This window comes from Hydrocarboniphaga daqingensis (genome assembly GCF_900129825.1).
In the GTDB taxonomy this organism is placed as follows: domain Bacteria; phylum Pseudomonadota; class Gammaproteobacteria; order Nevskiales; family Nevskiaceae; genus Hydrocarboniphaga; species Hydrocarboniphaga daqingensis.
Window position 1 is genome coordinate 387,755 of the sequence record NZ_FQWZ01000003.1, and the last position, 20,110, is coordinate 407,864.

General features: G+C 65.8%; 23 protein-coding genes and 1 tRNA gene. 13 read left to right on the forward strand and 11 right to left on the reverse strand.

What is annotated here, in order from left to right; all coding sequences use genetic code 11:
- Position 1: 1 nt before the first annotated feature.
- Positions 2 to 604 (reverse strand): GspH/FimT family pseudopilin, encoded by a 603-nt coding sequence (locus BUB09_RS07700; RefSeq protein ID WP_072896310.1) that lies wholly within the window; start codon positions 602 to 604, stop codon positions 2 to 4.
- A 122-nt stretch (positions 605 to 726) separates the two neighbouring features.
- Between BUB09_RS07700 and BUB09_RS07705 the strand changes: the two genes are divergently transcribed.
- From BUB09_RS07705 to BUB09_RS07725, 5 genes are all read left to right on the forward strand, one after another.
- Complete coding sequence (locus BUB09_RS07705; protein WP_217650260.1) at positions 727 to 1,815, forward strand: NAD(P)/FAD-dependent oxidoreductase; 1,089 nt, start codon at positions 727 to 729, stop codon at positions 1,813 to 1,815.
- 143 nt (positions 1,816 to 1,958) lie between these two features.
- Positions 1,959 to 2,558 carry an ATP synthase subunit B family protein gene (locus BUB09_RS07710; protein WP_072896313.1) on the forward strand — a complete coding sequence of 200 codons (600 nt, stop codon included), beginning with the start codon at positions 1,959 to 1,961 and terminating at the stop codon, positions 2,556 to 2,558.
- Positions 2,552 to 3,439 carry a hypothetical protein gene (locus BUB09_RS07715; RefSeq protein WP_139250174.1) on the forward strand — a complete coding sequence of 296 codons (888 nt, stop codon included), beginning with the start codon at positions 2,552 to 2,554 and terminating at the stop codon, positions 3,437 to 3,439. The genes BUB09_RS07710 and BUB09_RS07715 overlap by 7 nt, the downstream gene beginning before the upstream one ends.
- On the forward strand, positions 3,426 to 4,625 hold the full coding sequence (locus BUB09_RS07720; protein WP_072896324.1) for a pilus assembly PilX family protein: 1,200 nt from the start codon (positions 3,426 to 3,428) through the stop codon (positions 4,623 to 4,625). The genes BUB09_RS07715 and BUB09_RS07720 overlap by 14 nt, the downstream gene beginning before the upstream one ends.
- The gene (locus BUB09_RS07725; RefSeq protein WP_139250175.1) at positions 4,625 to 5,182 is read left to right on the forward strand and encodes a type IV pilus modification PilV family protein; all 558 of its coding nucleotides are present in this window, start codon (positions 4,625 to 4,627) and stop codon (positions 5,180 to 5,182) included. Before BUB09_RS07720 ends, BUB09_RS07725 begins: the two co-directional genes overlap by 1 nt.
- 107 nt (positions 5,183 to 5,289) lie before the next feature.
- Here BUB09_RS07725 and BUB09_RS07730 read toward each other — a convergent pair.
- Positions 5,290 to 5,365, reverse strand: a tRNA-Thr gene (locus BUB09_RS07730).
- A gap of 84 nt (positions 5,366 to 5,449) precedes the next feature.
- Between BUB09_RS07730 and BUB09_RS07735 the strand changes: the two genes are divergently transcribed.
- The 3 genes from BUB09_RS07735 to ppnN all read left to right on the forward strand — a co-directional run bounded on the left by BUB09_RS07735 (position 5,450) and on the right by ppnN (position 8,892).
- Positions 5,450 to 6,361, forward strand: coding sequence for a DMT family transporter (locus BUB09_RS07735; protein WP_139250176.1), 912 nt, complete (start codon positions 5,450 to 5,452; stop codon positions 6,359 to 6,361).
- A 53-nt stretch (positions 6,362 to 6,414) separates the two neighbouring features.
- Positions 6,415 to 7,422 (forward strand): LLM class flavin-dependent oxidoreductase, encoded by a 1,008-nt coding sequence (locus tag BUB09_RS07740; RefSeq protein ID WP_072896329.1) that lies wholly within the window; start codon positions 6,415 to 6,417, stop codon positions 7,420 to 7,422.
- A gap of 99 nt (positions 7,423 to 7,521) precedes the next feature.
- Positions 7,522 to 8,892, forward strand: coding sequence for a nucleotide 5'-monophosphate nucleosidase PpnN (gene ppnN, locus BUB09_RS07745; protein ID WP_072896331.1), 1,371 nt, complete (start codon positions 7,522 to 7,524; stop codon positions 8,890 to 8,892).
- Here the strand turns inward: ppnN and BUB09_RS07750 are convergent.
- Both BUB09_RS07750 and BUB09_RS07755 read right to left on the reverse strand, forming a co-directional pair.
- Entirely contained in the window at positions 8,889 to 9,452 is a 564-nt protein-coding gene (locus BUB09_RS07750) for an inner membrane-spanning protein YciB (RefSeq protein ID WP_072896333.1), read from the reverse strand. The two genes, ppnN and BUB09_RS07750, sit on opposite strands and share 4 nt — an antisense overlap.
- A 103-nt stretch (positions 9,453 to 9,555) precedes the next feature.
- The gene (locus BUB09_RS07755; protein ID WP_072896335.1) at positions 9,556 to 11,142 is read right to left on the reverse strand and encodes a M4 family metallopeptidase; all 1,587 of its coding nucleotides are present in this window, start codon (positions 11,140 to 11,142) and stop codon (positions 9,556 to 9,558) included.
- A 285-nt stretch (positions 11,143 to 11,427) separates the two neighbouring features.
- Between BUB09_RS07755 and BUB09_RS07760 the strand changes: the two genes are divergently transcribed.
- Both BUB09_RS07760 and BUB09_RS17485 read left to right on the forward strand, forming a co-directional pair.
- Complete coding sequence (locus BUB09_RS07760; RefSeq protein WP_072896336.1) at positions 11,428 to 11,982, forward strand: DUF2058 domain-containing protein; 555 nt, start codon at positions 11,428 to 11,430, stop codon at positions 11,980 to 11,982.
- Between the two features lie 87 nt (positions 11,983 to 12,069).
- A complete protein-coding gene (locus BUB09_RS17485; RefSeq protein WP_072896338.1) occupies positions 12,070 to 12,822 on the forward strand; it encodes an outer membrane lipoprotein in 753 nt (250 codons plus the stop codon).
- A 27-nt stretch (positions 12,823 to 12,849) separates the two neighbouring features.
- Here the strand turns inward: BUB09_RS17485 and BUB09_RS07770 are convergent, their stop codons facing one another.
- The 3 genes from BUB09_RS07770 to BUB09_RS07780 form a co-directional block, all read right to left on the reverse strand.
- Positions 12,850 to 13,095: a TIGR02450 family Trp-rich protein gene (locus BUB09_RS07770; RefSeq protein WP_072896340.1), complete on the reverse strand. Its 246-nt coding sequence runs from the start codon at positions 13,093 to 13,095 to the stop codon at positions 12,850 to 12,852.
- On the reverse strand, positions 13,092 to 13,901 hold the full coding sequence (djlA, locus tag BUB09_RS07775) for a co-chaperone DjlA (RefSeq protein WP_072896341.1): 810 nt from the start codon (positions 13,899 to 13,901) through the stop codon (positions 13,092 to 13,094). The genes BUB09_RS07770 and djlA overlap by 4 nt, the downstream gene beginning before the upstream one ends.
- 64 nt (positions 13,902 to 13,965) lie before the next feature.
- Positions 13,966 to 14,313, reverse strand: coding sequence for an FKBP-type peptidyl-prolyl cis-trans isomerase (locus tag BUB09_RS07780; protein WP_072896343.1), 348 nt, complete (start codon positions 14,311 to 14,313; stop codon positions 13,966 to 13,968).
- A 102-nt stretch (positions 14,314 to 14,415) separates the two neighbouring features.
- On the opposite strand from BUB09_RS07780, the gene BUB09_RS07785 reads away from it, so the two are divergent.
- From BUB09_RS07785 to BUB09_RS07795, 3 genes are all read left to right on the forward strand, one after another.
- Positions 14,416 to 14,967: an MOSC domain-containing protein gene (locus BUB09_RS07785; RefSeq protein WP_072896345.1), complete on the forward strand. Its 552-nt coding sequence runs from the start codon at positions 14,416 to 14,418 to the stop codon at positions 14,965 to 14,967.
- Complete coding sequence (locus BUB09_RS07790; protein WP_072896347.1) at positions 14,964 to 15,650, forward strand: glutathione S-transferase family protein; 687 nt, start codon at positions 14,964 to 14,966, stop codon at positions 15,648 to 15,650. Before BUB09_RS07785 ends, BUB09_RS07790 begins: the two co-directional genes overlap by 4 nt.
- 72 nt (positions 15,651 to 15,722) lie before the next feature.
- Positions 15,723 to 16,598, forward strand: a complete 876-nt coding sequence (locus BUB09_RS07795) for an SDR family NAD(P)-dependent oxidoreductase (protein WP_072896690.1) — start codon at positions 15,723 to 15,725, stop codon at positions 16,596 to 16,598.
- Positions 16,599 to 16,627: 29 nt separating this feature from the next.
- Here the strand turns inward: BUB09_RS07795 and BUB09_RS07800 are convergent, their stop codons facing one another.
- The 4 genes from BUB09_RS07800 to rfbB form a co-directional block, all read right to left on the reverse strand.
- The gene (locus BUB09_RS07800; RefSeq protein ID WP_072896348.1) at positions 16,628 to 17,416 is read right to left on the reverse strand and encodes a sulfite exporter TauE/SafE family protein; all 789 of its coding nucleotides are present in this window, start codon (positions 17,414 to 17,416) and stop codon (positions 16,628 to 16,630) included.
- A 67-nt stretch (positions 17,417 to 17,483) separates the two neighbouring features.
- Positions 17,484 to 18,371, reverse strand: coding sequence for a dTDP-4-dehydrorhamnose reductase (gene rfbD, locus BUB09_RS07805; protein WP_072896350.1), 888 nt, complete (start codon positions 18,369 to 18,371; stop codon positions 17,484 to 17,486).
- Complete coding sequence (rfbC, locus tag BUB09_RS07810) at positions 18,371 to 18,922, reverse strand: dTDP-4-dehydrorhamnose 3,5-epimerase (RefSeq protein WP_072896351.1); 552 nt, start codon at positions 18,920 to 18,922, stop codon at positions 18,371 to 18,373. Before rfbC ends, rfbD begins: the two co-directional genes overlap by 1 nt.
- A 50-nt stretch (positions 18,923 to 18,972) precedes the next feature.
- Positions 18,973 to 20,043, reverse strand: a complete 1,071-nt coding sequence (gene rfbB, locus BUB09_RS07815; RefSeq protein WP_072896353.1) for a dTDP-glucose 4,6-dehydratase — start codon at positions 20,041 to 20,043, stop codon at positions 18,973 to 18,975.
- Between the last annotated feature and the right edge of the window lie 67 nt (positions 20,044 to 20,110).

Here is a 20,110-nt window from a genome sequence, read left to right on the forward strand (position 1 = left end):
ATCAGCCGCAGACGCTGGTCGTGGTCGCCACGTCCAGCGCTTGCAAGCTGACATAACCGCTAAGCGCGACGTCGACGCGGCGCGCCTTGTCGAGTTGCCGGTTGCTGTCGCACAGCGTGAAGCTCAGGGCCTGGCTCGGGCGACCGTTGCTGCCGAACGCCAGAAAGGCCGGATTGCTGCTCGGCAGCACGTTGAATGCATTGTCGCCCGATGCCGTGACGCGGCCGATCGGCTCGTAGACCGCCAAGATGTCGCCAGCGGCGTCAGGCTCGCTGGCGTCGACGACGCCGTCGCTGTCGCGATAGACGATCCAGCCCTGTGCCCAGGTCCCACTGCTGATGCCGCAGGTCGGGTAGCTGCTGCTGGCGAAGTAGTTGCGGCGGCATACGACGACGTTGCTGTTCTTTTCGATCGCCTCGCTGCGCGCCTGGTTGAATGCGGCGACCAGCTGCGTGCTGCCTTGTGCGCGCGCCGACGACAACATCATCAGGCGGAAATGCGGCATCGCCGTCGCCATCAGGATCGCCGCAATGGCCAGCACCACCAGCAGTTCCAGCAGCGTGAATCCAGCCTGGTTGTCGAGGGACGCAAAGGTGTCGGTCATACGCCCGTTATACCAACGCTGGCGCGAGCCTCGTTTCAGCGCGGACGGGCGGTGCGGCTTTGCAGGCTGGAGGGAAAGCCCGGAGAATCGCCGGCCGGCTTGCCCTCCCAAGGAAACGGGTCTTGTCATCGTCGTCTGAATCCTCATCTCCGCGGCACTTGATCGTCGTCGGCGCCGGCGTCGTCGGCATGCTCAGCGCGCTCGAGATGCGTCGTCGCGGCTGGCGTGTTTCTGTATTCGATCGCGGTCAGGCGGCGCAGGAATCGTCCTGGGCCGGCGGCGGTATCTTGAGCCCAATCCTGCCCTGGCACTATCCGCAAGCGGTCTGGACCTTGGCCCAAGCGAGCTTGCCGCTGTATGCGGCACTGGCCCCGGCGCTGGCGCAGTCGACCGGTATCGATCCGGAGTTGACGCCGTCCGGTGCCCTGGTGCTCGACCCCGATGCGCTGACGGTCGGTGCGCGTTGGTGCGCCGACGCCGGCCTTACGGCGATGGAGATGGACGCGATCCTGCGAACGCGCGGGCCCTTGCATCCTGGGCTGTTGCTGCCGTGGATCGGGCAAATCCGCACGCCCCGCTTGGGCCGCGCGCTGGCGGCGCAGCTGCGTCTCGATGGTGTCCAACTACATGAGCACACGGCCGTGACCGGCTGGTGCGAACACCACGGCCGCATCGTCGGCGTTGTCACGGCAGCGGGCGAATGCCGCGCCGATGCGGTGTTGTTGACGGCCGGCGCATGGAGCGGCGCGCTGGCTCCGGTCCCGGTTCAGCCGGTGCGCGGCCAGATGCTGGCGATACGCGCCGCGCCGAGCCGGCTCAAGCGCATCGTGCTTGACCGCGGCCGTTATCTGATCCCGCGCCGCGACGGCTGCATTCTGGTTGGCAGCACGGTGGAGCCGGGCTCGTTCGACAAGCACACCACAGCCGAGGCGCGCGACGAGCTGCTGGCCTTCGCTACCGGCCTGCTCGGTGACGAAGGCCTTGCCGATGCGGTCGAAGCGCACTGGACCGGGCTGCGGCCCGGCTCCGCGGACGGCGTTCCGCTGATCGGCGAGCACCCCGCGCTGCCGGGCTTGTGGGTCAACACCGGGCATTTCCGCAATGGCCTCGTTATGGCGCCGGCATCGGCCGTGCTGCTGGCCGACTTGCTGTGCGGCGTGACGCCGGCCATCGACGCGCGTCCGTATGCGCTGGAGCCCGGACGCTTGTAGGCGGGGCGTCGCAAGCGGTTGCGCGATCGATTTCGCGCGCCGTTTCGCAGTTCGGCGGCCCTGAGTGGGGCAGCAGGTGAACCGGCGCGCATTTCGTCCGTGATGGCGGGCCTAGATTGGGCCGTCCCGGACGCCGAGCCCCGATGTTCGCCCTCCACGCCCACCATCGTGTAGTCCCCTGTTGGCGCGGCTATCTGCTGACCGAGATCGCGATCGCGCTGGCGATCGCGGCCTTGCTGCTCACGGCCGCGCTGCCGTCGTTCCAGTCGATGCTGTACCGCGCCGCGCTCCGGTCGGTCGCCGAACAACTCCGTAGCGATTTAACCGAAGCGCGCGCGCTGGCACGCGAGCGACGCCAGTTCATCTACGTCAGTTTTCAGCGCAGCAGCGACGGCCAGTACTGGTGTTGGGGTTTGAGCGTGACGGCCGACTGCGACTGCCGCGTGTCCGACCCAAGCGATGCGCGTTTGTGTGCGGTGCAACGGCGTGCCGATGACGACATGCCGTTGCCGCGCCGCATCGTCAGCGCGGATTACCAGGGTCGGGTGCGCCTCGACGCACTGCCGTTCTCGGGCCTGCTGCGGTTGTCGCCGGTCCGTGCCGATCTGATCGCCGGCAGCGCCAGCTTCAGCACGACTCGCACACCGACCGAAGTGCTGCGTGTGTTGGCGAGTCGCCAGGGGCGTGTACGGCTGTGCTCGCCGTCCGGTGCTCAAGCCGTGGTCGGTGCCGCCGCGTGTTGACCTCGCAGCATGGCTTCAGCGTTACCGAAGCGATCATCGGCCTGGCGCTGGGCCTGCTCGTGATCACGGCCGGGATCGCCTTGCTGACCACGACGCTGACCATGCACGGCAGCGCCGTCCAGCGCACGCGGATGAATCAGGACATCCGCCAGATCGCCGATGCGCTACAACGCGATGCGGCTCGTGCCGGCAGCTGGGGCTTGGCAGCGGACGTGGCGAGCGTGTCGATGCGCCATCAACTGCAACTTAGCGCCGACTCGGGCTCCATCGTGGCCGTGGCGGCCGCGATCGACGGCGCCACTGATACGGCTGCGTTCGCTGAGCCCCTGTCGGCCAGCGTCCTTGAAGGTCGCAGCTTGACCGCGCTGCTGCGCGATGTCGGCGGATCGACGCGGCCCTACACGATGCAGATCGATCGGCGGCTCGATCCGCAGTCGCTGCAGATCAGTCTGCCGGCCTCGTCGCCACCGCTGCCGTCACGCTTGATCGCCGCTGGCAGTTGGACTGTGCTCGATCCGTTCGATGGCATGCAGGTGGACGGTAGTTGTTTGCTGCTCAGCTACGACGAAGACAGCAACGGCCAGCGCAACGACAGCAACGAGCGTTTCGGCTATCGCTATCACAGCGCCGATCGGGTGATCCGCGCCGTCAACAACAGCGCCAGTTGCAGCGCCGGCAGTTGGGAAAACATCAGCGACGAGCGCGTGCTCGATGTGCGCTCACTGGCCTTGTCGCTGCGCTCCGGCATGATCGGCGGCGCGACGCTGTCGTTGCAGCGCCCGTCTTTGTCATGGCGTCTGCAGGTGCGATCGCGACGCGACAGCACAATGGAGCTGCGGCTGCAGTCGACCGTTGCGATGCGCAACGATGTCCACGACTGAAGGCCAAACGGGTGCGATCGCGCTGGCCACGGCATTGATGCTGTTGGTCATGCTGACGCTGATTGCGCTGAGCGCGGCACAAATCGGTATCGGCGATTTGCGCAGCGTGGCTGCCGAGGTTCATGCACAGCAGGTACAAGCCGCTGCCGAGACCGCCTTGGCACGCGGTCTGGCCTATGCACGCCGCAACGTCACGACGCTGACCCTTAGTGACGACATCGGCTGGCAGCGCTGCGATGCCGGCGACATCGCCGTGCCCTGCGGCGATGGCGTCGTCAATCGTTACGGCGCGCACTGGACCGCGTTACGCGATGTCGCCTCCTTACGCTTGCAGGCCGACGGCATCGAATCGCGAGTGCATTACCTTGCGTTGGCGACCGATGATCTCAACGCAGCCCCGCAGTACGGCCTGCTGCAGATCGTCGGCGACGGCCGTGGCGGTGACACCGGCGCCGCCGCGCTGATCCGCCAAGACGTTCGCGTGACACCATTGCTGTATCGCGCGCCCGAGGCGTTGTTGACGGCGCCTTCGGCACGGCTCGGCGGACAGGGACAGCTGCGGCTGGCGTCATCGCAGTCGATATCGGTCTGGTCATCGGGCGACGCCCAGCTGGCCGACGCGACTCACAGCTGCATCATGCAAGCCGGCGTCTGCGGTGCGCCGCTGAGTACGGCCGGCATCGACGCCGTCGACATCGTCGATGTCGATGGCGGGCTGGGGGCGCCCGACGGCGTTGTGGCGCCGGGTGACGTCGTCGAGCGCCTGTTCGGTGTCGGCGCGGCTTATCGTGCGTCGCTGCGCGACGCGATGCAGCGGCTCGACAGTTGCCTGCAGCTCGACTCGCAATCGCACGCGGCCTACTGGATCGACGGCGATTGCGAACTGCCGGCGGGTGCTTTGCTCGGGCCCTTATTGCTGGTGGTCGCCGACGGCCGGCTGATCAGCCACGTGGCGACGCTGCGCGGCATCGTCTTGATGCTGTCGCCACCGTCGGACCCGCCCGGTGCGCTACGGCTCGACGGACGCTTGCGGTTGGAAGGCGCGCTGCTTTCCGACGGCCCGTTGAGGGTCGTTGCCGGTGACTATCAGCTGCAAGCCGATGCCGCCGCGATCGATGCGCTGAGAACGGGCGCGACGGCGTCGTATTGGGTGCTGCCGATTCCGGGCAGCTGGCGGGACTACTGATGTCATGGCCGATACACCAGCGCGGCGTGGCACTGATCGACGTGCTGATCGCGCTGGTGGTCATCGAAGTCGGCCTCTGCGCGCTGCTGCATCTGCAGGGCGTGATCGTCGTCAGTGGCGTGGACGCTCGTGCGCGCAGCATCGCGATGCTGCTGGCGCGCGAAAAACTCGACGACCTGCGCCAGTACACACAACTGCCGGCCGGGCCGAATGGCGTCTACGGATTCGATGAGATCGGCACCGACCGCGGCGGTGCCGAGGCGGCCGACGGCAGCTTGCTGGTGCCGGCGGGTAGCGTCGCCTTGTCAGGGTTCGTGTTTGATCGACACTGGCAGACGGCCCCGCTGTCGTGGTGCGAGCTTGGCGCTGGCCCGTCGCCGGGCGTCTGCACCGATCGCAGCCGGCCTGATCTGATCGAATTGAGCGTGCAACTGCAGTGGGGCGCGTCCGGCGCCGGGCGCCAGCAGCTTGAACTGCGGACGGCGATCCCGGTCAGCGACCCGCCGTTGTCGTCTCTGGCGTTGATCCGCGGGCCTTCGCTGCTACCGCCGCGTTGAGGGCCGGTGCCGGCACGCACGGCGCTGCGAAGGCGCGCTGCGGAAACGAAAAAGCCCACGTTTCCGTGGGCTTGTAATATTTCCGCAGACGTCTTGAACCGCTTGTTTGGTGCCGGAAAGAGGAATCGAACCTCCGACCTACTGATTACGAATCAGTCGCTCTACCGACTGAGCTATCCCGGCGCGGCCGCGGATTATAGGGTGCTCGGTCGGGGGCGACAATCGGTCTGCGGCTAAACTGCGCCAACTTTTTTGCCGGTATCGGCCGTGTCCGAGGTCAAAATCCGTTCGCCCGACGTCAGCCTGCTGTCCGGGCTCGGCCTGGCGGTGCTGGGCGCCGTGTTCTTTTCGGGCAAGGCCATCGTTGCCAAGCTGTTGTATCAGCATGGGATCGATGCCGTCACGCTGATCGGCCTGCGGATGCTGCTGTCGATGCCGGTGTTCGTTGGCGTTGCGATCTGGACCTGGCGCCGCCCGCCACGGCTCGGTGCCCGCGATCGGCTGCGGATCGTCGCGCTGGGGCTGGTCGGCTACTACGGGTCGAGCATGCTCGACTTCATGGGCCTGCAGTACATCAGCGCCGGGCTGGAGCGGCTGATCCTGTTCCTGACGCCGAGCTTCGTGCTGCTGCTGGGCGTGCTGTTCTATCAGCGGCGCGTCGCTCGCCGGCAACTGGCCTCGCTGCTGTGCGCCTACGCCGGCATCGTGCTGGTGTTCTGGCACGACCTGGGTGTCGGCGGCCGCGATGTGGCGCTGGGCAGTGCGCTGGTGCTGGCGGCCGCGCTGGCCTATGCGGTCTATCTGCTGCTGTCCGGCGAGCTGCTGGAGCGAGTCGGCACGCTGCGGCTGGTCGCACTGGCGATGAGCAGCTCGTCGGTCGCTGCGCTGCTGCAGTACGCGCTGCTGCGGCCGCTGCCCGGCTTGTTCGAGCAGAGCGCGGCGGTCTGGCAGCTGTCGCTGATCAATGCCTCGTTGTGCACCGTGTTGCCAGTGTTCGTGACGATGTTCGCCGTGCGCCGGATCGGCGCCGGCTTGACCGCGCAGGCCGGCATGGTCGGCCCGGTGTCGACCTTGTTTCTCGGCTGGTGGCTGCTGGCCGAACCGATCACTGCCTTGCAGCTCGCGGGCACCGGGCTGGTGCTGGGCGGCATTTTTCTGTTGTCGGCGCGCAAGGTTTGATCGAGCGGCGGCGTCCCCATGTTGTCGAGACGCTTGATTCGGCAAGGACGCACATGACGAGCACTCCGTATTCGGTTCTGGACCTGTGCCCGGTGGTCGAAGGCGGCAGCGCCGCCGACACGTTCCGCGACACGGTGGACCTGGCGCGCCACGCCGAGCGTTGGGGCTACCAGCGCTACTGGCTCGCCGAGCATCACAACATGCCGGGCATCGCGAGCGCGGCCACGGCCGTGGTGATCGGCCATGTTGCGGCCGGAACGACGACGATCCGCGTCGGTGCCGGCGGGGTGATGCTGCCGAATCATTCGCCGCTGGTGATCGCCGAGCAGTTCGGCACGCTCGAATCGCTGTATCCCGGCCGCATCGATCTGGGCCTGGGCCGCGCGCCCGGCACCGACGGCGTCACTGCGCGGGCGATGCGCCGTGACCTGGCCACGGCCGGCCAGCAGTTTCCGCAGGACGTGATCGAGTTGCGTCGTTACTTGGGCCAGGCCACCGCGCAGCAGTCGGTGCGCGCCGTGCCCGGCCACGGGCTCGATGTGCCGGTCTGGATTCTCGGCTCCAGCACCTTCGGCGCCCAACTGGCGGCGCAGCTGGGCTTGCCCTATGCGTTTGCCTCGCACTTCGCGCCCGACCAGATCGACGCGGCCGTGTCGATCTACCGCCGCTACTTCGAGCCGTCCGCCGCGCAGCCAAGGCCGCATCTGATGCTGCTGCTGAACGTCTACGCCGCCGACACCGACGAGCGCGCGCAGCAGCTGTTCAGCTCGCTTCAGCTGCAGTTTCTGCGTTTGCGCCAAGGCCGGCCGGGCCTGCTGCCGGCGCCGGTGACGACGATGGACGGCCGTTGGTCGCCGCTGGAGGAAGCCGGTGTCGCCCAAGCGCTGCGTTGCTCGGTGGTCGGGTCGCCCGCGACCGTGGAACGCGGCATCCGCGCGTTCCTCGAGCAGTACCAGCCCGACGAGCTGATGCTGACCGCGATGATCCATGACCATGCTGAGCGCCTGCACTCGTTCGAGATCGCCGCGCAGGTACGCGATCGGCTGGCGGCCGCCGCCTGACGGCGCGCGGCCTTGCCGGCTTGCCCTGGCCGCGACTTGCGCGTATCACGCAGGCCGCGGTCGCAACAAAACCCAACTATCCAGGAGAGCGCCCTGCTCATGAAGCACGACGTCGTTGATGCGCGAGTCTCGCCCGAAGGCCGGCTGCGCGTGTTGTCCAAAGCCGAGATCCACAAGCTGCTCGACCACAGCGCCGGTGGCTTGTACCCGGTATTCCGCAACAGCGCGCTGGCCGTGCTCAACAGCGGCAGCTTTCTCGACGACGGCAAAGAGTTGCTGGAGCGCTATCCGGACTTCGACATCAAGATCGTGCAGGAACAGCGCGGCATCCAGCTGCAGCTGACCGGTGCCCCGGCGATCGCCTTCGTTGACGGCGAGATGATCCGCGGCATTCGCGAGCACTTGTTCGCTGTGCTGCGCGACATTCTGTTCGTCAGCAACGACCTGATGGAGAACCCGAGCTTCGATCTCGAAACGACCGAAGGTCTGACCGACGCGGTGTTTCATATCCTGCGCAATGCCGGCCTGCTGCTGCCGCGGATCGAGCCGAACCTGGTCGTTTGCTGGGGCGGTCATTCGATATCGCGCGAGGAATACGACTACAGCAAGCAGGTCGGCTATCAGATCGGCTTGCGCGGCTTCAACATCTGCACCGGCTGCGGGCCAGGTGCGATGAAGGGGCCGATGAAGGGCGCCACGATCGCCCACGCCAAGCAGCGCATCAAGACCGGCCGCTACATCGGCATCAGCGAGCCGGGCATCATCGCGGCCGAATCACCCAACCCGATCGTCAACGAGTTGGTCGTCTGCCCCGACATCGAAAAGCGGCTAGAAGCGTTCGTGCGCGTCGGCCATGTGGTCGTCGTGTTCCCGGGCGGCGTCGGCACCGCCGAAGAAATCCTGTACCTGCTCGGCATCCTGCTGCATCCGGACAACGCTGATGTGCCGTTCCCGCTGATCTTCACCGGCCCGGCCAGCGCAGCGGCGTACTTCGAGCAAATCGACGCCTTCATCGGCACCACGCTCGGCGAGGCGGCGCGTCGCCGCTACACGATCATCCTCGACGACCCGGCCGCGGTGGCGCAGCGCATCGCCCACGACATGCAGACCGTCAGCGCGTTTCGCAAGCAAAGCAAGGACGCCTACTACTTCAACTGGGCGCTGAAAGTACCGCACGATCTGCAGCGGCCGTTCCGACCGACGCACGAGGCGATGCGACAGCTCGATCTGCATCTGGACCAGGACAAGCACAAGCTGGCCGCCAACCTGCGCCGCGCGTTTTCGGGCGTCGTCGCCGGCAACGTCAAAGCCGACACGATCCAGGCCGTGCAGGATCACGGGCCGTTCGACATCCACGGTGACGAGGCGGTGCTCAAGCCGCTTGACGCCTTGCTGCAAGCCTTCGTCCGCCAGAACCGGATGAAGCTGCCCGGCAAGGCCTATGTGCCGTGTTATCGGGTCGTGGTCTAGCGCACCGCAGTCGCCGCGCGGCGGGCTTGGACCGCCGCGCGTAGCGGACCCCAGATCAGTGGCAAGTGCAGCACCGCGAACAGCGCGGTCAGTGCGCCGAAGCCGAACACCTTGAAGTAGACCCAGGTTTCGAGGCTGCAGTAGTGCGCGACGGCGATGTTGATCACCGCGTGGGCCGCAAAGTACAGCGCCCACGCCAGATTCAAGCGGCGCCACAACGGCTCGGGTAGCGTCAGCACGGCGCCGAACATCGTCTGCAGCGCAACGCGCCGGCCGGTCCATTGCGTGGCGCCCAGTGCCAGCGCAAACGCGCCGAGCACGATCGTCGGCTTGTACTGGATGAAGCGCGGGTCACGCAGCGTCAGCGTCAGCCCGCCGAGCAGCGCCGATACCAGTAACGTGAACAGCGACAGCCGGCTGTAATGCCCGCTGCGCCAGCGCCCGATCAACACGGCCAGCGTCGACAGCAGCACCATCGCGGCCGTCGCCGCATAGATCCCGGCCGCGGCATAGACCAGCAGAAAGCCCAGCAGCGGGCCGGCCTCGAGTAGCAGTTTCATGAGCTTGTCGCACGCACAAAAAGGGCCGCATCGCCGGTTTGGGGGCGATGCGGCCTAAACGTCGCTTTGATTGCCGTGGCGACTTGCGGTGCCGTGGGGCCCGTTAGTTGACGCCGACCGCCGCCCAAGCCGCGGCGACCGCCGTGTAGGCCGCTGACTGGGTGCCGTACAGGTCGGCTGCTGCTTGTAGCGTGGTGCTGCGCGCGCCGGCATAGCCGGTCGACGAGGTCATGTAGACCGTCAGCGCCCGGTACAGAATCTGGGCGGCTTGGTCGCGCGAGATCGGACGGATTGCGGTGTTGCCGTTGCAGACCAGTGCCGACGGCGCCAGCGTGAAGCCAGGGGGCGATACCGCACCCTGCGTCAGCAGGTAGAAGAAGTGATTGGCCACGCCGGACGAGTAGTGCACGTCGAGGTTGCCGATGTTGCCGACGTAGCAATCCGGCGACTTGTTGTCGAGGCTGGGCTTGAACATGTAGCGCAGCGCTTGCGTCGGCGTCGGGCTGCCGTTGTTGGCGGTATAGATGCGTTCGCCGATCAGATAGTTGGGCGTGCTGATGCTGTTGTTGGCCGCGTACTCGACCAGCGTGCCGAAGATGTCGGACATCGCCTCGTTGAGGCCGCCTGACTCGCCGGAGTAGGTCAGATTGGCGGTGCGCGACGTCACGCCATGGGTCATTTCGTGGCCTGCGATATCCACTGCCACCAGCGGCAGATAGCTGCCGCCGTCGCCATCGCCATAGGTCATGCAGAAGCAGCCGTTGTCCCAGAACGCGTTGACGTAGTTTCGGCCGTAATGCACCCGCGATGTAGCACCCACGCCATCGTCAGCAATGCCGCGCCGGCCGAACTGCGCGAGGAAGTAATCCCAGGTCAGCGCGGCGCCGTAGGCCGCGTCGACGCCGACCGTCGCCCGGTCGCTGTTGGTGAAGTCGCCCCAGACGTTGTCGCTGTCGGTGTAGGCCTTGGCCAGCACCGCCAAGCGCGTGTTGCGCAGGTCGACCGTGGCTTGGCCGCCCCGGCTCGGATCACGCAGCACGTAGCCGCCGCTGCTTTGGCTGTCGGTGGTCAGGGCGATCACGCCGGACAGCAGGCTGTTGCCGGTCGCGGTGGCGGCAGCGGTCTGGACTTCGTCCCAGCCGTCGATCAGCGCCAGCGTGCCGGCGTTGACCAGCCAGTGACGCCGCGTTGGCGTGCCGTCTTCGGTAACGCCCGCCAAGCGCACGTCGTAGGCCAGTACGGCCGGCGTGCTCCGTGCGTCGATCAGCTTGGACACGATCGCGCGGCCTTCGCGCGTGCCGGTGAATGCCGCTTCGGCAACCCGGATCGCATCGGCTTCGGTGAACGCGGCCTTCAGATCGACATTCAGCGGCCGCGTCAGCGTCTGCGACACGCTGGCGAGCCGGCCGGAGGCGTCCTGATGCACGACGAAATCGCCGCCGAGCACCGGCAGGCCGCGGTACCGGCGGTCGAAGCGCACATGTTCGGCGCCGCTGCGGTCGACGATCCAATCGCGCGCGGCGTAGGTGTCGGCGCCGCTGCCGTTGATTCGTTTGGGTTGGGCCGCGATCAGCGCCAAAGCGCGCTTGACCGGCGCGGCATTGAGATCCGGGGCGGCCTGGGCGCCGTTGTTGACGGCCAGCAGACTGAGGGCCAAGCCGAGGCTGACCAGAAGCTTGTGGTGTTGCATGCGCAAAATCCCTTTGATTGAGCGATCGGGGGTGCCGATCCAGTGATGCGTCCCTTGTGCATCCGTTCTGCGCGCGCGGTGGACGGCGGCCACACACGGCGATGCAATGCCGCGGCGCATCAGGGCTTGTACGCCCTCCGCGAGGTCGGCGCCTGAGGACTTCACCGGGTATTGGCGGCCGGTGTGTGAGCCTCTGCGCTTGCGACCGACCCCCGGCTGCGCCGACGATGCACGTCCGGCGGTGCCACGGCGCCACTGGGACCCGTCATTGCATGCGAGCACACCATGAGTCTGTCCCTACGCGACCAGCTGTTGCAGGCCGGCCTGATCAACGAAAAGCAGGCCAAAGCCGCTAATAAGCAGCAGCATCATCAGCGGCGCGATCAAGCCCGCAATCCGGCCGCCGCTGCGGTCGACCCGCAAAAGCTGGCGGCGCAGAAAGCCGCCGAGGCCAAGGCTGCGCGCGACGCCGAACTCAACCGCATTCAGCGAGAAAAGGCCGAGCATAAGGCACGCCGCGCCCAGGTCAAGCAGCTGGTCGACCAGAACCGGCTGCCGAAAGTCGAGAGCGACCTGCTGTACAACTTCGTCGACGGCAAGGACGGCAAGCGCATCCGCCGGCTGCCGGTGACGCCGCAGCAGCGCGATCAGTTGATCGCCGGCACGATCGCGATCGTCCGTTGCGACGGCCGTTACGAGCTGGTGCCGGCCGCGGTCGCCGAGCGCATCAAGGAGCGAGATCCGCACGCCGTGATCCCGCCCCGCAACGACGAGCCGGCCCAGGTCGACGAGAACGATCCGTACAAGGACTTCGTCGTTCCCGATGACCTGATGTGGTGAGCGATCGAGTGCGGTGATGGACCCCGCGCAAGTCGCATTCGCCTGCTTGAACTCTCTTTGTTGGAAGCCTGCGGCCGGAGCCTGCCGATGACATCACGACCGATTCGCTTGTGGCTGACCAGCCTGCTGCTCGGCGCGCTCGTTGCCGGCTGCCAGCCCGCTGCCGATCGCCAAACCGAGCAGGCCGCCGCCGAAGCGCTGGCAGCGGAGCAAGCGGCGCTGGCCAAGGCCAATGCCGAGGCGCTGGCCAAGGCTCAAGCCGAAACGCTGGCGGCGCAGGAACAAGCGCGCTTGGCGCAGCAACAGGCCGAGCAGTTGAAGGCCGAACAGGCGGCAGCTGCCGCTGCTGCGGCACGTGCCGAGCAGCAACAGAAGGCTGCCGCCGCCAAGCGCGCCCAAGCCGCGCGCGACAAGGCCGCTGCCGAAGCGCGCGCCGCACAGTTGGCGCAGCAGCAGCAAGCCGCAGTGCCGCAGTACGCGCCACCACCTCCGCCGCAGCCGATGCGCTGCGCCGACTGCGGCACCGTCAGCGCAATCGACGAAGTCCGCGAGAAAGGCGAGGGTTCGGGCCTGGGTGCGGTTGCGGGTGCCGTGCTCGGCGGTGTGATCGGCCACCAGTTCGGCGGCGGCAGGGGCAAGGACGTGGCCACCGGCGTCGGCGCCATTGCCGGCGGCATGGCCGGTCACCAGATCGAGCGCGGCGTGCGCGCCAGCAACCTGTACAGCGTCGGCGTGACGATGGATGACGGCAGTTATCGCAGCGTCAAGCTCACCGACCTGCAAGGCATCGCGATCGGCGCCAAGGTGCGCGTCGTCGGCGACAGCCTGCAACTACGCTGACCATCTTCCACGGCGGCGCTGCGCGGTTCAGCGCCAGCCGGGTTGCCAGCAGGCGCGGTCCTTCAGCACACGCCAGTCGAGGCGCTGTTCGCGATTCGTCAGCACCGCTTCCAGCACGCAGCCGATGACGTTCTCCTCTTCGTCGAGCAGCAGCTTGGTCACCAGAAAATGCTTCTCGCGGTTTTGCGGTACCACCGCCGTCCACTTGCTCAGGTAGAGCTTGTCGGGGTTGATCTGGTTGGGCCGCGCCGCTTTGCCCGGAGCCGCGTTCATCCGGCGGCTGTGGCCGCCGACGCACGGCGCGAGCGCTCGATGCGATCGTAGGCCGTGGTGATCTGGCGGGTCTTCTGCTCGGCCATTTCACGCATGCTGTCCGGCAGCCCCTTGGACGCGAGCTTGTCCGGGTGGTTCTGGCTCATCAGCACGCGATAGGCACGTTTGACCTCGCTGTCGCTGGCCGACGGCGACACGCCGAGCACGCGGTAGGCGTCTTCCAGCGCGCTGGCTTGATGGGCTCGGCCGCTACTGCTGCTGCCCGCATCACCGCCGCCACGCAGCATCGCTTCCAGGCTGAGCAGCTCTTGTTCGCTCAGGCCCAGCCCGCGCGCGATACGGACCAGCAACGCGTGCTCGGCCGGGTGTACTTGGCCGTCGGCTGCCAGGGCTGACAACTGCACCTGAATGAACATCTGATGCAGCATCCGCTGGCCGCGCGATGCGGCGGCGAATCGGGTGACTTCGGCGTCCAGGTCGAAGCCATCGCTCTTGCCGCGGTTGAACGCCGCGATGGCCGATTCACGCATCGCGGGCGACAAGCGCAGCTGAGCGAACAGCCGCTCGGCGACGTCGATCTCGTTGTGCGTCACCTGGCCGTCGGCCTTGCACATCGCGCCCATCACGGCGAATGTCGAATCGAGAAACTGGGTCTGAACCTGCTGCAGCTTGCCGGCCGCCGCCTTGAACAGTAGCGGCGGCAGCACGCGGGCCAGCAGATAGCCAATGGCACCGCCGATCAGCATGCCGCGCCATCCTCCGGACAGCGCGCCGATCAGCGCACCAAGAAACACCAGAACATTCATCGTCGAAGCATCCGCATGGAGGCGCCGCACCGCGGCGCCGGGTATCGGTCGAACCGGCTTGCGATCAGACGCCGAGCAGTTCGACTTCGAACAGCAGCGTGGCGTTGGGCGGAATCACGCCGCCAGCGCCGCGCGGGCCGTAGCCGAGATCCGACGGAATCACCAGGCGGCGCGTGCCGCCGACCTTCATGCCTTGCACGCCTTCGTCCCAGCCGCGAATCACTTGCCCGGCGCCCAAGCCGAACACGAAAGGCTGCCCGCGATCCTTGCTCGAATCGAACTTGGCGCCCGCCGCGCCATCCTGATAAAGCCAGCCGGTGTAGTGCACTTTGACGCGCTGCCCGGCGACCGCTTCGGCGCCGGTGCCGACAATGGTGTCTTCGTAGGTCAAGCCGGATGCCGTGGTGATCATGTTCAAAGCCAAGATGAGGGGAAGGAACGGTAGGCAGTTTACGCGACGCCTCAATAACGGGTCGGCGCAGGAATCGTGCGCGCCTTCCTCTATGCTCTGGCAATGTCTGAACTACGAGAACTGACGCGCTGCTTTCCGCGCGATGGACGCATCGACGCCATCCTGCTACGACCGGCGCGCGACGTGCCGATTTCGGCCGTCGACGAGGTGCTGGCGATAGCCGGCCGCGGGCTGCAGGGTGACCGGATCGCCGCGCGGGCATCGTCGCGCGCTGGCGGCAGCAACCGGCAGCTGACGTTGATCCAGGCCGAGCATCTGCCGGTGATCGCGGCGCTGATCGGGGTGCCCGCCGTCGATCCGGCGCTGTTGCGGCGCAACCTGGTGGTGTCGGGCCTGAACCTGGTCGCCGCGCGGTCACTGTTCAAGGACCAGCCGCTGGAGTTGTGTATCGGCGAGGCGGTCCGCGTGCAGATCACCGGCCCCTGCGATCCCTGCTCGAAGATGGAAGCCACGCTGGGCGAGGGCGCCTACAACGCGATGCGCGGGCATGGCGGCGTCACAGCCCGAGTGATCGCGGGTGGCGTCATCCGTGTTGGCGATCGGGTGCAATGCCAGCGGGTGCCACTGCTGGATTCTGACGAGAACAGCCGATGATTGACCTCTACACCGCCGCAACCCCGAACGGCTGGAAGGCCTCGATCCTGCTCGAAGAGCTGGCTGTGCCGTATCAGGTGCATGCCGTGTCGCTGAGTCGCGGCGACCAGAAGCAGCCTGATTATCTGAAGATCAATCCCAACGGCCGCATTCCGGCGATTGTCGACCGTGACGCGGGCGACTTTGCGGTGTTCGAGTCGGGCGCGATCCTGATCTATCTGGCCGAAAAATACGGCCGCCTGCTGCCGGCCGACGTCAAAGGCCGGTCGCAAGTGATCCAGTGGCTGATGTTCCAGATGGGCGGCATCGGGCCGATGCAGGGCCAAGCCAACGTGTTTTTTCGCTACGCGCCGGAGAAGATTCCGTACGCGATCGACCGCTATCAAGCCGAAACCAAGCGCTTGTATCGCGTGCTCGATACGCAGTTGCAGGGCCGCGAGTTTCTATGTGGCGACTACTCGATCGCCGATATCGCCAACTGGACCTGGGTATCGCTGCACGACTGGGCGGGCGTGTCGATCGACGATCTGTCGGCCTTGCAGGCTTGGGTCGAGCGCATCCGCGCCCGCCCGGCGGTGCAGCGCGGCATCGTGATTCCCGAGCCGGTCGACTTTGGCAGCAGCGCGGCCCAGGTCAAGACCGTCGCGCAGTCCATGCTGGTTACGGCGCCCAAGCCGGGTTAACGCAGCGGTGGCGGGCGGGCGCTACTTGCTTCGGACGAAGCCGGCGCGCAGGCAGTGCTCGACGATGGCGTCATGAACAAGACCGCCTTCCTTACCGGCGCCAACGTCGGCCAGTCCAACCTCCTGACCAAGCAACTCGCCGCACGCGGCTGGCATGTGTTTGCCGGCGTGCTGCCGGGCGCGCCGACCGATCTGGTCAACGGGCCCAACATCACCGTCGTCGAGCAGGACGTCACCAGCACCGAGTCGGTCAACGCCAGCGCCGAAGTCGTGCGCAAGGCGCTTGGCGGTCGCGGCCTGGATTTGCTGATGAATATCGCCGGCGTCGCCAACGTCGCCGTCGGTGTCGTCGAGGCGGCGGACTTGAAGGCGATGGAACGGCTGTTCCAGATCAACTTGTTCGGCCAGGTACGTGTCGTGCAGGCCTTCCTGCCGATGCTGCGGCAGAACGCGCCAGGCTCGCGCATCGCCAACTACAGCTCGGGCGCGATCTTGTCGAACCCGGTGTCGGCGGGTGCGTACAACATGACCAAGCACGCCATCCACGGCCTGACAATGACGCTGCGTCACGAGCTGGCGCCGTTCGGCATTCAGGTCACATCGATCATCCCCGGCGGCGTGCTGACCGCGATGTCGGCCAATTCACACGCCAATTCCAAGGTCACTTGGAATCAGCAGCCCGAGGCGATCCGCAAGATCTACGAACCCGTGCTCGGCAAGACCGTGCTGCAGGTTTTGCCTGACTTCCTGGAAGCCAAAGGCAGCTCACCGGAACAGGCCGTCGAACAGACGCTGAAGATTCTCGACCTGAAGAAGTGGAAGCCGATGCATTACGTCGGCAATGACGTCAAACCGATGGGCATCATGAAGCGCCTGCTGTCGGACGCGCAGCTCGAAACGATCATGCGCAAGACGTTCCAGATTCCGGAGTACAAAGCCGGCCGCTGAGGCGGCCGCGCCGGCGCTGTGGACGGCGGCTAACTCAGGATCATCTTCAGCCCGACGGCGACCAAGATCAGCGAGATGCCCGAGCGCAGCAGCTTCTCTGGCACCTTTGCGCTGGCAAGAGACCCGATGATGATGCCGGGCACTGAGCCGATCAGCAGGGCTCCCAGCAGATTCACGTTGACGTTGCCCATCAACAGGTGTCCTGTGCCCGCGAGAATCGTCAGCGGGATCGCATGCACGATGTCCGTACCCACCAAGCTGCTGGCAGTCAGCCGGCGCGGATACAGGTACAGCAACATCACCGCGCCCAAAGCGCCGGCGCCGATCGACGTGAACGTGACCAGAAAGCCGAGCACCGCGCCGGCCACCACGGTCATCACGGGCTGAGCCGTTTTGAACTCGATCGGCTTGCGACTGCGGATGCGTTCGCCGAGCGCATGGAACTTGGTGCGGAAGACCGCTGCAACCGAGGTCAGGATCAGCACGAAGCCCAAGGTCTGCATCATCAGTTTGCTGTGGCTGGTGCCGGCACCCGAGTAGTGCAGCCACAGTAAGGTCAGTATCGCGGCTGGCAGGCTGCCGTAGAACATACGACGCAGCACCTCCCAGTCAATCGTCCCCTTTTTGCCGTGCACCCAGCCGCCCACGATCTTGGTGATGGCGGCGAACCAAAGGTCAGTGCCGACGGCGGTTGCAGGCGCGACGCCGAACAGCAGCACCATGATCGGCGTCATCAGCGAGCCGCCTCCGACGCCGGTCAGCCCCACCAGGATGCCCACGCCCAAGCCAGCACCGGCGTTCAGCCAAAGATCGTTCATTGGTTCGTTATTATCGTAGTGATGTTGAAACGACTGCCGGCCCCCTGCCGGGCAGTCTCGAAGCGGATCAGCGTTGGGCTAGATCGGCCAGTGCCAGCTCCAGTGTATCGGTCCAGTGCGGCATTTCCAGCCGGTACTGATTGCGGAGCTTGTCGGGACAAAGCACCGAGTATGCCGGCCGGTGCGCCGGCGTCGGGTATTCCGACGATGCGATTGGATCAACGGGGATCAGGGGACACAGGCCATGCCGAGCGCCCGATTCGATGATGGCCGAGGCGAAGCCATGCCAGCTGGTCTGACCGCCCGAGGTCAGGTTCAGGGTGTCGGCGACCGGCTCGTCGAGCGTTTTGACGACCAAAGCAGCGGTGGTCTCGGCAATGAGTCGACTCCAGGTCGGGCTGCCAACCTGGTCGCCCACGACTCGAAGGCGGTCGCGTTCTTTGGCAAGGCGCAGCATCGTCAGCATGAAGTTCTTGCCGCGCGTTCCGTAGACCCAAGCAGTACGCAGAATCAGGTGGCGCGCACCAGTTTGGCGCACGAGCGCTTCTCCAGCCTCCTTGGATCGTCCATAAGCCGAAACGGGTGCGACTGCGGCGCCTTCGGTGTAAGGCTCGGACGCACGCCCGTTGAACACATAGTCGGTGGAGTAGTGCACGAACAGCGCGCCGAGTTTCCGGGCTTCCTCGGCCATGGCGGCCGGTGACGCCGCATTGATCTGATAGGCGAGCGCTTCCTCAGATTCGGCCTTGTCGACCGCTGTATGTGCGGCCGCATTGATGATCACGCTGGGTTTCAGACGGCGCACGACATCAGCCGCCATCTCGGGCCGGGACAGATCGATTTGGTGACGGTCGAGCGCCACCACGTTGCCCAGTGCCGCAACCGTCCGGCGCAATTCCCAGCCGACCTGCCCGTCTTTCCCGGTGATCAGAATGGTCGGCTTGTTATGGCGCATCAGGCGTAAACCTCGGCATCCTTAAACCGAACGCCCGCCGCGTCTTTGGCAGACAGCGACGGTGAAAGATCGGCGGGCAACTGCCAATCGATTGCCAGGTCGGGATCGTTCCAGGCGATGCAGCGCTCATGCGCCGGCGCATAGAAGTCGGTTGTCTTGTACAGAAAATCGGCCGATTCGCTCAGCACCACGAAGCCGTGGCCAAAGCCGGGCGGGACCCAAAGCTGGCGTTTGTTGTCGCCCGACAGACGAACCGCGACCGAGCGGCCAAACGTGCTGCTGCTGCGCCGGAGATCGACAGCCACGTCGAGCACCTCGCCACTGACCACGCGCACCAGTTTTCCCTGGGGCTGCACGATCTGATAGTGGAGCCCGCGGAGTACACCTCGTGTGGATCGAGAATGGTTGTCCTGGACGAACTCGGCGCTCGTACGCGTCGCCTCCGAGAACACCTTTGCGTTGAAGCTTTCAAAAAAGAATCCGCGGGCGTCGCCGAAAACCTTCGGCTCAAAGATCACGACATCAGGAATGGCGGTTGGAAGGACGTTCATCGAATGGGGTATCAGGGTGGTTGGCGGAGCACGACGAAGTGGGGCGGGCTTCAGGCCGCTTGTGTTCGCCCCGCATAATTCATCTCGAGCCAGTTTCGATACTCGCCGCTGCGGACCGACTGGACCCACTCCGGATTATCCAGATACCACTGGACCGTTTTACGCAGTCCCGTTTCGAAGTTTTCCTGGGGCCGCCAGCCGAGTTCGGATTCCAGTTTGGTGAAATTGATCGCGTAGCGCCGATCATGTCCCGGTCGATCGGTTACGTAGGTAATCAGGCGGTGATGAGGACCGGACTGCGGGTGCAATTCATCCAGAATGTTGCAGAGCGTATCGACGACTTCGATGTTTTTGCGCTCGGCTGCGCCTCCGACGTTATAGGTCTCGCCAGGGCGGCCCTTTTCCAGTACCAGCCGCAGCGCGCGGGCATGGTCTTCCACGTAGAGCCAGTCGCGCACGTTCTGGCCGTCTCCGTAAACCGGGAGCGGCTTGCCATCCAAGGCATTCAGAATCATCAGCGGGATCAGTTTTTCCGGGAAGTGGTAAGGCCCGTAGTTGTTGCTGCAGTTGGTCATCAGCGTCGGCAAACCATACGTATGGTGCCAAGCCCTGACCAGATGATCCGATCCTGCCTTGCTGGCCGAATACGGCGAGTTGGGCTGGTAGGCCGTGGTTTCCTCGAACGCAGGGTCGGTCGCAGACAGCGAGCCGAACACTTCGTCGGTGCTGATGTGCTGAAACCGGAATTGGCTACGGCGGGGTTCCGGCAGACCGCGCCAGTAATCGAGCGCAACCTGCAGCAGCGTCAGCGTCCCGACGACGTTCGTGCTGACGAACTCTGCAGGTCCATGAATGGACCGGTCCACGTGGCTTTCGGCGGCCAGATGAAGGATCGCACGCGGTTGATATTGCTCGAAAATGGCCTGCATCCGAGGCTGGTCTCGAATGTCGGCGTGCTCGAAGCGGTGCTTGGGCGATGCTTGCGCATCGCCCAAGGACAGCGGGTTGCCTGCATAGGTCAGCGCATCGACGCTGACCACCAACTCGTCGGTTTCGGCGACCAACTGCCGTACGACGCAGGATCCGATAAAGCCGGCGGCGCCGGTCACGATAAGAGTCATGAGGGATAATTCGAGGTGGACGTGGACAGTCTAAGTCGAACAAGCCGACACCGTCATGGCTCTCCGC

Excerpts from the sequence above, each read along its gene's own strand:
- BUB09_RS07700 (WP_072896310.1), bottom strand. The coding sequence starts at position 604 with ATGACCGACACCTTTGCGTCCCTCGACAACCAGGCTGGATTCACGCTG.
- BUB09_RS07710 (WP_072896313.1), top strand. The coding sequence starts at position 1,959 with ATGTTCGCCCTCCACGCCCACCATCGTGTAGTCCCCTGTTGGCGCGGC.
- BUB09_RS07720 (WP_072896324.1), top strand. The coding sequence starts at position 3,426 with ATGTCCACGACTGAAGGCCAAACGGGTGCGATCGCGCTGGCCACGGCA.
- BUB09_RS07725 (WP_139250175.1), top strand. The coding sequence starts at position 4,625 with ATGTCATGGCCGATACACCAGCGCGGCGTGGCACTGATCGACGTGCTG.
- BUB09_RS07740 (WP_072896329.1), top strand. The coding sequence starts at position 6,415 with ATGACGAGCACTCCGTATTCGGTTCTGGACCTGTGCCCGGTGGTCGAA.
- ppnN (WP_072896331.1), top strand. The coding sequence starts at position 7,522 with ATGAAGCACGACGTCGTTGATGCGCGAGTCTCGCCCGAAGGCCGGCTG.
- BUB09_RS07750 (WP_072896333.1), bottom strand. The coding sequence starts at position 9,452 with ATGAAACTGCTACTCGAGGCCGGCCCGCTGCTGGGCTTTCTGCTGGTC.
- BUB09_RS07755 (WP_072896335.1), bottom strand. The coding sequence starts at position 11,142 with ATGCAACACCACAAGCTTCTGGTCAGCCTCGGCTTGGCCCTCAGTCTG.
- BUB09_RS07760 (WP_072896336.1), top strand. The coding sequence starts at position 11,428 with ATGAGTCTGTCCCTACGCGACCAGCTGTTGCAGGCCGGCCTGATCAAC.
- BUB09_RS17485 (WP_072896338.1), top strand. The coding sequence starts at position 12,070 with ATGACATCACGACCGATTCGCTTGTGGCTGACCAGCCTGCTGCTCGGC.
- BUB09_RS07770 (WP_072896340.1), bottom strand. The coding sequence starts at position 13,095 with ATGAACGCGGCTCCGGGCAAAGCGGCGCGGCCCAACCAGATCAACCCC.
- djlA (WP_072896341.1), bottom strand. The coding sequence starts at position 13,901 with ATGAATGTTCTGGTGTTTCTTGGTGCGCTGATCGGCGCGCTGTCCGGA.
- BUB09_RS07780 (WP_072896343.1), bottom strand. The coding sequence starts at position 14,313 with ATGATCACCACGGCATCCGGCTTGACCTACGAAGACACCATTGTCGGC.
- BUB09_RS07785 (WP_072896345.1), top strand. The coding sequence starts at position 14,416 with ATGTCTGAACTACGAGAACTGACGCGCTGCTTTCCGCGCGATGGACGC.
- BUB09_RS07790 (WP_072896347.1), top strand. The coding sequence starts at position 14,964 with ATGATTGACCTCTACACCGCCGCAACCCCGAACGGCTGGAAGGCCTCG.
- BUB09_RS07795 (WP_072896690.1), top strand. The coding sequence starts at position 15,723 with ATGAACAAGACCGCCTTCCTTACCGGCGCCAACGTCGGCCAGTCCAAC.
- BUB09_RS07800 (WP_072896348.1), bottom strand. The coding sequence starts at position 17,416 with ATGAACGATCTTTGGCTGAACGCCGGTGCTGGCTTGGGCGTGGGCATC.
- rfbD (WP_072896350.1), bottom strand. The coding sequence starts at position 18,371 with ATGCGCCATAACAAGCCGACCATTCTGATCACCGGGAAAGACGGGCAG.
- rfbC (WP_072896351.1), bottom strand. The coding sequence starts at position 18,922 with ATGAACGTCCTTCCAACCGCCATTCCTGATGTCGTGATCTTTGAGCCG.
- rfbB (WP_072896353.1), bottom strand. The coding sequence starts at position 20,043 with ATGACTCTTATCGTGACCGGCGCCGCCGGCTTTATCGGATCCTGCGTC.